Source organism: Collinsella aerofaciens, from assembly GCF_015552075.1.
GTDB lineage: Bacteria > Actinomycetota > Coriobacteriia > Coriobacteriales > Coriobacteriaceae > Collinsella > Collinsella aerofaciens_Y.
This window is the reverse complement of the sequence record NZ_JADNDZ010000095.1, coordinates 64,379-74,711: the sequence shown is the minus strand read 5'-3', so window position 1 is coordinate 74,711 and position 10,333 is coordinate 64,379. Positions and strand designations below refer to the sequence as shown.

Below are 10,333 nucleotides of genomic sequence, written 5' to 3'. Positions count from 1 at the left end.
CGCAACGCGTTGCGCTGAGTCCTGAGGCTGTTGCAATGAAAATGACAATCAAGGCCCGCCGATTTATTGCGCCGCGCAGACAATTAAACCAGCATCTTTAAACATCTGAGCAGTATAGTGACCAAAACTATCGCATAACCGCACTCTACGAATGGAGAAGTTATGACCGAACACCACGCCATCAGCCGCCGAGCATTTACGTTGGGCCTTGGACTCGCGGCGTTGTCGCCACTTGCAAGCCTGCCCGAAACCGCGGCATTGGGCATTGGCCCACGAGCGGCATTTGCAGACGACGCTGCCACAGCGTCGGTCAGCCTCAACAATTTCGTCATTCGCCTTCGCCCCGCGGGCTATTTTCGTACCGCAAGCGTTAACGAAGACGGCAACGTCATCGGCAACGTCTGCCATCTGTTTAATGACGGCACGTCCAGCAAGCTCATCCTTGAGAACGTAACGACCAAGAATGACGATACAAACTGGTATGCTATCCGCACCTTGCTCAATTTCGAAGAGCATAAAAAGACGGGCTACAGCATTTGGTCGGTCGATGGCGACTCGGACAAAGACGGAAAGGTCATCCACGTATGGAGTGGCGAGCATGACGGCAAGCCCAGTCGCTCTTTTGCGTTCGAGCGTCAATCAAACGGAACCTATATCATCCGAGACCGCACGGTCGAGAAAGAAACCGAGAAAAAAGACATTAAGTACCTGGCAATAGAATCGAACGGCGAAGACCAGGACAACAATAAGATCTGCCATAAGAGTAAGAGTAAGAGCATTCCGTGGGAGCTCGAACTTATCGGTTACGACATGAAAAAGAACGATGCCACGGTTAGCAGCCTCGACTGGATCACGTACAGCAGCTACGTCGACGGACCATGTTGGATGAAATACGTCGACGACAACAAGTTCCTCGACGAGCTGAGCATCCCGGGTACGCACGATTCGGGCACCTGCAGCGTGGACAACGACACTGAGCCCCAATCCTCGCAAGTAAAATGCCAGCAGGATTACATTCCCACGCAGTTGCTCGAAGGCATTCGCTATTTTGATATCCGGCTCGGAAAGGGCGATGACCCCGGCATCGACCACGGGATTTTCTACCTACTCAAAAAAGACGGGAACTATCTGCATCTCTCCGATGTCATCGGGTACTTCAAAACGTTTTTGAACGAAACCCCGTCAGAAGCGCTCATCATGCTCGCATCGCGCGGCAACGATGAGGCTACCGACGAAAGCATAACGACGGCCTTCGCCAAGGTTATGGCCGATAACCCCAACCTGTTCTACACGTCGAGCCACGTCCCCACGCTGGGCGAGGTGCGCGGAAAGATCGTCCTGCTGCGTCGATTTGGGCTCGCCGGCAACAGCGTAAGCGGCCACACGTGGGGCCTCGACCTCACCCAATGGGATGACAAGATCAAGGCGCATTCCGGGCAGTCGATGTGTCTCGTCCAAGACGCGCGGGGATTTGAAGCCATAGGGGAAACGGGCAATGAAGAGCCCTATTGCACCAAGGTATATGCCCAGGACAAGTACAAACTCACGGGAACCGACAAGCTCAGCTGGGTCGATAATGCGCTGAAGGAAACGACCGGGCGCACGTGCAACAAGGTGGACGTCGTGGACGATGCCGGGGCCGAGGTGCAAGTCCAGGAGCGTTGCTGGTCTATCAACTACACCAGCTGCACGGGCTTGTCGCACGGAGGCAATCCTTTTACCTCGGCACGAGTAGTCAACGAGCATCTGTACAAGAGCCCGTACATCAATCCCAGCGGCACCGAGGATACAAAGTCAGATTACCTCAAGCACATTGGCATCATCGCATCCGACTTTGTTGATGCGGCGCTGGCCCGGAGCATCTACCAGCGCAATTACAATTACGATACGAAGCACACGCAGTCGGCTTCGTGCTGCCTCCCGACCCGCATGCGCATGACGTACGGCGACTCGCTGAGCGATGCCTCGCTCCAGGATGGCAAGACCGTTGGCGAGGGCCATTTCCGCCTTGTCGACAGCAGCAACGTACTCAACGTGGCGGCTTCGGGCCATGCGTTTACCATCGAATACGTGGATGTCGACGCCTTGGGCAACGAGACCGTTACGGGGCTGCAGGGATCCGTGCCCATCGATATCGATCCGCGCGCACTGACACCCCACTTTGAGGGGCTCGAAGGCCTTAAGGCCGGCGAGGATGTGCGCACAAAGGTCGCGGCGCTGCTCGAGGGCAAACTCGAAAACGATGCCTGCACGGCTCAGCTCGAGTTTGTGCACGACGCGGACGGCGCTCCGGGCACGGCAATGGTCGAGGGCGAGGCATTTACCGCGGGAACGTACTGGGTGCGCGCGAACGGTCTTTTGGGCGACGCGGCGCAAAACTACAAGCTTGCTAATGACGGAGCCGCGAGCTTTACCGTAGCGGCCTCGGGCAGTGCAGGCGGCACCGGTAGCGGCACGGGTTCCAACGCAGGCAGCGCTGATAAGAACGGTAAGGGCAACAAGGGCAAGAACTCGGGCGGAAAACTCGCCGACACGGGCGACGGCTCCGGCATTGCCGCCGGGCTCGCTGCCGCCGCCGTAGCGACAACGGTCGCCGGCGCGGCAATGCTTGCCAACGACCGCGAAAACGCTGGGGACGGTAGCGAATAGGCAAGCCGGCCTTTTAGACACATCGACTCAATGGGGGGCGCAGGACACCGTTTTGTGCCCCCGATTTTTACCTTGGCCCAAACGCCGCCATAGGCTACATCACCATGTTCAGCGCGTTAACAAACTCCTGGGCCTTCGCACGGCTGCTCAGGCTAAAAACACAAGCAGTCAACAGCCTGTTACGCAGAAAAACATCGCGGCCCTTGATCCTGTTGACCCCCGTAATGTCCTTAAGATAGACAATCTCGGTGTGCTTGCCACCAAAAGTGCCCTTCTTGAGCACCTCAATACGGTTGGGGTAGATCTTGACGTCTTTATACCTACCCGAACCTTTGTCCTGGAATAGCAGCGTGTTATTGTCCATACGCGTCACTCCCGTGGGATTCGCTAAAACTGCCTCTATGGTCACATTTTAGTCACCGCAAGGCCCCATGCGAAGATGTCAGACAGCACAGCAATTCGTGTCCGCGCGAGGCTTTAAACTAAATGCGATAAAGACGCATTCCACAAAAGGAAAGTGGGGCGACAGTGATGGGCGAACTGGTAAACCGTGGAGAATCGGCAATCGTGCCCGAAGGTTTTTACAAGCAGGTCTCCTCGATTCTCAACGCCGCTCGCGACAAGGCCTATACCGCCGTTAACTTTGCGATGGTTGAGGCATATTGGGAGATCGGCAAGAGTATTGTTGATGAACAGGGCGGAGAGGGGCGCGCCAAGTATGGAGAGGCGCTGCTCAAGGCCCTCGCAATCAGACTTACCAAGGATTTTGGTAAAAGTTTTGAAGCAAGAGAGCTGCGCAAAATGCGTCAGTTCTATCTTGCATTTCCAATTCGGGACTCACTGCGTCCCGAATTGAGCTGGACACATTACCGCAGGTTAATACGCATTCCTGACCCCGAAGCTCGCACCTGGTACATGAACGAATGCGCCGATTCTCGCTGGAGCACGCGTCAGCTCGAACGCCAGATCAACACCATGTTCCGCGAGCGCCTACTTGCCAGCAAGGACAAAGAGGCCGTCACCCAGGAAATCCAAGAGAGCGCCCCGGCTCGTCGCCCCGAGGATATCATCCGCGACCCATATGTACTGGAGTTTTTAGGTTTCTCGGACGATGCTACGTTTCGCGAGAGCGATCTAGAGCAGGCGCTCATCACGCATCTTCAGAAGTTCCTGCTGGAGCTTGGCCGTGGCTTCGCTTTCGAGGCGCGCCAAAAGCGCATCACCTTTGATGGACGCCATTTCTATATTGACCTTGTTTTTTACAACTATCTGATGCGCTGCTTCGTGCTCATCGACCTTAAGACCGATGACCTTACGCATCAGGACCTGGGCCAGATGCAAATGTATGTGAACTACTACACGCGTGAGCTCATGAACGAAGGCGACAATCCGCCCATAGGCATCGTGCTCTGCGCGGACAAAAGCGATTCGATCGTCGAGTACACGCTGCCCGAAGACAACGACCAAGTGTTTACCGCCAAATACCTGCCGTATCTTCCAAGCAAGGAAGAGCTGGCGCGCGAGCTGAGTGCCGAGTACCGCGCCATCAACGAAGCGACTAATGGCGAAACGCAAGGGTAGCAGCACGTTGCGACCGAAACCACCGCAGCCGTCGCAGGCGCACCCGCGGTTGAGGCGCACGCTACGAAACAATACCGGTCATGGACGCCGGCAACGACATTCTAGCCGTGGCTGGCGAGCGTGACCTGACAGGCAAAAACGCGACCTTCGTCTGATGTGGGCCCATTGGCTGCCACAGAAAAGGGCCGGTTGCAGCCGGCCCTTAAGACACTTGCGTCTGCGTTGCCCGCGCTTCCGAAGTGTGACTAACTGAGGAGCGGGTTCCGCGGCACAACCTGATTTTGCCCAGCGAGGCGGCTCTTTTGCAGCCGCTCCACCGTTTATTTACATCTGGCACCCTCAAACAATCAGACGGCAGCCCGCACTCCTGAGAGCCGCCCCGCACCCCCGGCCATCACGTTACGGCAACAACCGGCGCTACTCCCCTACTTCCCAAAGATCGCAGCGAACAAGCCCTTGCGTTTAGGCTTCTCCTCTCGGTAAGAACCCTCGGCCGCTGCTGCCACCTGACGTGGTTGCTCGCCGCCTCCACGGTGCACGATCTGGTATAGGAACGGCGATTTAACGTATTTGACCTCGATGGGCGTGGCATGCACGGTACTTTCGCCGGACAGATGCAGGCTCGGGTTGAGCGGCGCCACAATATGCGTTTCGCGCTTGTCGCTAAACACCACCGCGGCCGCGCGGCCCGTCTGGCCGTTCACGGCGATGCGCACTTGCTCGCCATCGCGGCTATCCGACGCCGGACGATCGACAAAGTAGACCGGCACCATAACCAGACCGTCCTTGTGCTTGCGGGCCTTGCGCGCCCAGGTGCGGATGCTCTTTTTATTGAGCCCCAGCACCGCCTCGGCATCGTTGCCGGCAACGTCGAGCGCCAGCTTATCAATGACCACCTGGTCCTTGGTGGACGCATCGACGGAGACAACGCGGAAGTCACCCTCCTGCATGGCCGGATCAAACGGCCCAACCTTGACAAAGTCCCACGGCTCCAGAATGCCCATAAGGCGAACATCCAGATAGTTTGCCCTCGGATACGCCCAGTCGAGCACCTCGTAGTACACCAGGGTCTCCTTGCTCAGGCCCTTGCCCGGGAAGCTCGCCATCATACGCAGGTCCGCCAGCGCCATGGGGAAATAGAAGAGCATCATGTCGTTTTGGATCGCGTCTTCCACGTCGTGCCCGGCAAAGGCATCCGGGTACTGGCGCACCAGCTGCAGCGCGTTGGCACGTGCCTGCTGCGGCGAGATTTCGCAGGGAATACCCTGCTCCGGCACATACTCCGCACCCACGCCCAAGGTCAGGCGCTTGCTAAACGTACCGGGCTTGAGCAGGTCGGCAACGCCGATCTTATTGCCGCAGGACGGGCACTCAAACACACGCTGCGTTGACTCGCCCTCAAAGGACGCTCCGCAGAAGGGGCAAGGAATGCTCACATGCGTGGCCTCTTGGAACTCCTGCGCCGTGCCGCGATCCTCCCACAGCAGATGTTCCAGGACCGACTGATTGCGCCAGTGCGCATTGAAGAAATACCAGTCCGGGTCCTGCGGGCGCTCGAGTTGCGACACATGCGTGAGTTTGAGCAGTCCATCCACCACCGTCAACGGCGTATGGCGAATACCCAAAGCGCTCTTGGGCTCTCCGGCGTCCGCCTGCCACGGAACCACCGTGCCGCAATAGGCGCATTCAAAGCTGCGCTTAGCCTGGTGCGAGTACATAGGGCCGCCGCAGTTTTGACATTTAATGGCAAACATCTCGTCCATGGAAACGTCCTCCTTTGCACAGGGGCTGTCGACATTAAGTATGTCGAGCAAGCAGGCACATGCCCATACCCATGTGGCCCAAAATGGACCACCCAGGCAGACGAGAAGGCTCGCTCGTTAGCACCGGCAGACTATTGCTGCATTTTCTGAGCATCGGCGCACGGCGCCCCCGTGCGAGCTACACTATCCCCTTAAACATGATTGTGAGGACGACCGCTATGCTATTTGTAAATCGGCTGGTACATACGCTTGTTCCCGGCAGCGAGAGCGAGCCGGTCGATGCATCTTGCCGCACCAACGCGGGCTTTTCCGCAAGCCTCGTCTGCATTGGCCTCAACATCACCCTGTGCCTGGCCAAGGGCATCGCGGGTCTGCTCGCCGGCTCCGTCTCCCTCATCGCCGACGCTTTCAACAACCTCTCCGATGCCTCGAGCAACATTGTGAGCCTGCTCGGTTTCCGCCTTGCCAGCCGCCCGGCAGACGAAGGCCACCCCTATGGTCACGGCCGCTACGAGTACCTAGCCGGCCTGTTCGTCGCCGTCCTGGTTTGCGCCGTCGGCATCAACCTGATTCTCGAGTCGGTCACTAAGATCATCAAGCCCTCGCCCACCGCTTACACGTTTATTTCCCTTGCGGCACTGGCTACGTCCATGCTCGTTAAGCTCTGGATGGCAGCGTTCAACCGCACGCTGGGCAACCGCATCGATTCCGAGACGCTCATCGCCACGGCGCAGGACTCCAAAAACGACGTCATCACCTCGGGCTCGGTCTTGGTGGCGGCGCTTATTTCGCAGACGACCGGCTTTGATCTCGATGGCTGGGCAGGCCTGGGTGTGGGCGTCTTCATCTGCATCAGCGGTCTGGGCCTGGTGCGCGACGCCATCAGCCCGTTGCTGGGGCAAGCGCCCGACCCCAAGCTCGTCCAGGCAATCCGCGACAAGATCATGTCCTATCCACAGGTCTTGGGCACACACGACCTCATGGTGCACGACTACGGCCCCGGTCGTCAGTTTGCCAGCGCCCACGTGGAGATGCCCGGCGAGGGCGACGCGTTTGAGCACCACGAGATTCTGGACACCATCGAGCACGACATCAAGCGCCAGATGGGCATTGGTATCACGCTGCACTGCGACCCCATCGCGACAACCGGCGATGACTTGCGCGGCTGGGTCAAGCGCGGCGTCATGCAGATCGATCCCGCGCTCTCCATCCACGACCTGCACGAGCACGACGGGTTCGTTTCGTTTGACCTGGTGCGTCCCGACGGCTTTGACATATCCGACGAGGAGCTGCTGGAGCTCGTCACGCGCATCGTGCACGAGCGCCGACCCGATGCCTCATGCGTCGTTACGTTTGACTCGGGCTTTAGCTCGCCCGACCGTCCGGCCGAGCAGCTGTAGCCCACTTAACAGCTAGTTTCCCTGCGCGCCCGAGATGCCGTTTTGTAGGGCGTTCCAGGCATCCGTCGCCATGTCGCCCAAGTTCTGCGCGGTATCGCCCAGATTTTGTGCCGTATCGCCCAGCTCTTGCGCCTTGTCTCCCAACTCCTGCGCCTTGTTGCTCAAGTCCTCCAGCGTATTGGAGCTCGAGCTGTCGGTACCGCTTTGGCCGTCGGACGAGTTGCCCGAACTGTTCTTGTGCGTGAGTTGAATTTCGAGGTTGCCGTTGTCGTTATAGTAGGCAGAAGCAACGACCCAGTTGGCATCGACGACGGGCGTTGAGCCATCATCAGTCAGGACCACGGCATTCGAAAGATCGGCGCCGCGCGACTTGAGGATCTTCTTGGCGTTGGACCAGTACTGCCCCGGGATATCGCTCAGATCGACGGTGCTTGACGAGGCGGACTCGGTTTGCTCGGCAGTGGCATCGGCCGTTGAACTCCCCCGCTTGTTGAGCATGCCCGACACGATGGCAAACACAATCGACAGCGCAAAGAAGATCGCCAGTACGATGAGGATCTTCTTGATCACGCTCGACGAACGCGACGGCGCCTCTTCCTCGTCCTCGCCATATTGCGGAATCGACTTGGGGTACTCGCGATACGGCTCGCGCGACTCGTAGCGAGGCTGCGCCGTGCGAGGCATATACGTCGTCTGCTGAGGCTGCGGAATGGGATTCTGCGGCAGGTCATCATAGGGATTCGGCGTCGAGGCGGCATAAGAATCCTGCGGCGCGTAATCAAACGGGTCTGCCGCCGCGTTGCCATAGGGGCTTTGCAAAGATGCAGCGTAAGGGTCCTGCGCCGCGTCGCCATAGCCCATAACTCGTGTGGGCTCGGCAGAAGGCTGCGTCGCGGCGGGGTCGACATAACCGGGGTTGGGAACAACGCGGGTCGCATCGGCGCTATCGCCAGCCTGCGCGGAACCGTAGCCGCCCATCACGGTTGTCTTGTCCTGATCCATGCAACGATTCCTTTCCGTCGCCTGTAAGCATCAAGTTATCCATGCATTCTACCAGCGCAAAAGCCTATGATGGGCAGAGTCCGTCGGTATCTACAAGACATGCGCGGGCCTAAGGATCAAAAAGCCCCGCCGGGCCTTGGTAGGCGCGACGGGGCGGGCAAGCGGCTATGAGCAGCGAGCTTAGAACAGGCCGGTGATGTTGCCGTCGTTGTCGACGTCGATGTTCTCGGCCGCAGGGACCTTGGGCAGGCCCGGCATGGTCAGAACACTGCCAGTCAGTGCGACCACAAAGTGGGCGCCGGCGGAAACCTTGAGCTCACGCACCGTGATGCGGAAGTTCTCGGGAGCGCCCAGGGCCTTGGCGTTGTCGCTAAAGCTGTACTGCGTCTTGGCGACGCACACCGGCAGGTTGCCAAAGCCATTCTCGCGCAGCTCGGCGAGCTGGCGCTTGGCGGCCGGCGTAAAGTCAACGCCGTCGGCGCGGTAGACCTTGGTGGCAACGGCCTCGAGGGCATCAGCGACATCAGCGCCGTCCTCATAGGCAAACTTGAGCTCGCTCGGCTGCTCAATCAGACGCATGACCTCATCGGCCAGGTCAAGCGCGCCCTCGCCGCCCTTGGCCCAGACCTCGGAAAGTTTAACGTTGACGCCGAGCTTCTGGCACTCGGACTCGATGAGCGCAAGCTCGGCCTCGGTGTCCGTCGGGAAGCGGTTGATGGCGACCACGCAGGGCAGACCATAAACGTTCTGGATGTTGTCGACGTGACGCAGCAGGTTGGGCATGCCAGCCTTGAGTGCCTCGAGGTTCTCCTCGTTGAGGTCGGCTTTGGCGACGCCACCGTTGTACTTAAGCGCACGAGCGGTCGCGACGATCACGACGGCGCTGGGGCGAACGCCCGTCATGCGGCACTTGATATCGAGGAACTTCTCGGCACCCAGGTCGGCGCCAAAGCCGGCCTCGGTAATGGCAACATCGCCAAAGCGCATCGCCATACGCGTGGCCATGATAGAGTTGCAGCCGTGGGCAATGTTGGCGAAGGGACCGCCGTGGACAAACGCGGGCGTGCCCTCGAGTGTCTGAACCAGGTTGGGTTTGAGCGCATCCTTGAGCAGGGCAGCCATGGCACCCTGAGCCTTAAGGTCGCGGGCACGGACAGGCTCGCCGGCAAAGCTGTAGCCGACGACGATCTCACCCAAGCGTTCCTTGAGATCGCTGATGCTCGTAGACAGGCACAGGATTGCCATGACCTCGGAGGCGACGGTGATATCGAAGCCGTCCTCGCGCGGCACGCCCTGGGCCTTACCGCCAATGCCGTCGATGACGTGGCGCAGCTGACGGTCGTTCATATCGACGACGCGCTTCCAAGTGATGCGCTTAACGTCAATACCGAGCTGATTGCCCTGCTGGATGTGGTTATCAAGCATGGCGGCCAGCAGGTTATTGGCGGCACCGATGGCATGGAAGTCACCGGTAAAGTGCAAGTTGATATCCTCCATGGGGATGACCTGAGCCCAGCCGCCGCCGGCAGCGCCGCCCTTAACGCCAAAGACGGGGCCGAGCGAAGGCTCGCGCAGGGCCACGGCACTCTTGACGCCGCGACGACGCAGGCCGTCGGCCAGACCGATGGTCGTGGTGGTCTTGCCCTCGCCCGCAGGCGTTGGGTTGATAGCGGTCACGAGGACGAGCTTGGCCTGGTGATCAGTCGGCTCGTTGAGCAGTGAATAGTCGACCTTAGCCTTGTCGAAGCCGTACGGAATAAGGTGCTTAACGTCGACGCCGGCGTTCTTGGCCACCTCGGTAATAGGCAGCGGCGTGACAGAACGTGCGATTTCGATGTCAGTAGGCATGGGCGGTCCTTTCGTTACCGAATGAGAAAAAGACCAATTCAGCATAGCACGGGCGCGCAATAGTAAAAACGCCCATAACCGATGAACGGC

Annotated in this window: 7 protein-coding genes; 3 read left to right on the top strand and 4 right to left on the bottom strand. The window is 59.0% G+C overall.

All coding sequences use genetic code 11. The features are described from left to right. The first annotated feature begins 162 nt into the window (after window positions 1-162). Window positions 163-2,649, top strand: coding sequence for a phosphatidylinositol-specific phospholipase C (locus tag I2D41_RS07340; protein ID WP_195364076.1), 2,487 nt, complete (start codon window positions 163-165; stop codon window positions 2,647-2,649). Between the two features lie 94 nt (window positions 2,650-2,743). On the opposite strand, the gene I2D41_RS07335 is transcribed toward I2D41_RS07340, so the two are convergent. Beyond that, window positions 2,744-3,013, bottom strand: a complete 270-nt coding sequence (locus I2D41_RS07335; protein WP_138112918.1) for a hypothetical protein — start codon at window positions 3,011-3,013, stop codon at window positions 2,744-2,746. Window positions 3,014-3,180: 167 nt separating this feature from the next. Here I2D41_RS07335 and I2D41_RS07330 point away from each other — a divergent pair, with 167 nt between their 5' ends. Further along, window positions 3,181-4,230, top strand: coding sequence for a PDDEXK nuclease domain-containing protein (locus I2D41_RS07330; RefSeq protein WP_192923906.1), 1,050 nt, complete (start codon window positions 3,181-3,183; stop codon window positions 4,228-4,230). A gap of 425 nt (window positions 4,231-4,655) precedes the next feature. Here the strand turns inward: I2D41_RS07330 and I2D41_RS07325 are convergent, their stop codons facing one another. Next, complete coding sequence (locus I2D41_RS07325; protein WP_195364075.1) at window positions 4,656-5,993, bottom strand: TFIIB-type zinc ribbon-containing protein; 1,338 nt, start codon at window positions 5,991-5,993, stop codon at window positions 4,656-4,658. Between the two features lie 218 nt (window positions 5,994-6,211). Here I2D41_RS07325 and I2D41_RS07320 point away from each other — a divergent pair, with 218 nt between their 5' ends. After that, window positions 6,212-7,393: a cation diffusion facilitator family transporter gene (locus I2D41_RS07320; protein ID WP_195364074.1), complete on the top strand. Its 1,182-nt coding sequence runs from the start codon at window positions 6,212-6,214 to the stop codon at window positions 7,391-7,393. Window positions 7,394-7,405: 12 nt separating this feature from the next. On the opposite strand, the gene I2D41_RS07315 is transcribed toward I2D41_RS07320, so the two are convergent. Both I2D41_RS07315 and I2D41_RS07310 read right to left on the bottom strand, forming a co-directional pair. Then, window positions 7,406-8,395 (bottom strand): Cir/Yir/Bir family protein, encoded by a 990-nt coding sequence (locus tag I2D41_RS07315; protein WP_195364073.1) that lies wholly within the window; start codon window positions 8,393-8,395, stop codon window positions 7,406-7,408. A gap of 180 nt (window positions 8,396-8,575) precedes the next feature. Continuing rightward, entirely contained in the window at window positions 8,576-10,243 is a 1,668-nt protein-coding gene (locus I2D41_RS07310) for a formate--tetrahydrofolate ligase (protein ID WP_161144784.1), read from the bottom strand. Between the last annotated feature and the right edge of the window lie 90 nt (window positions 10,244-10,333).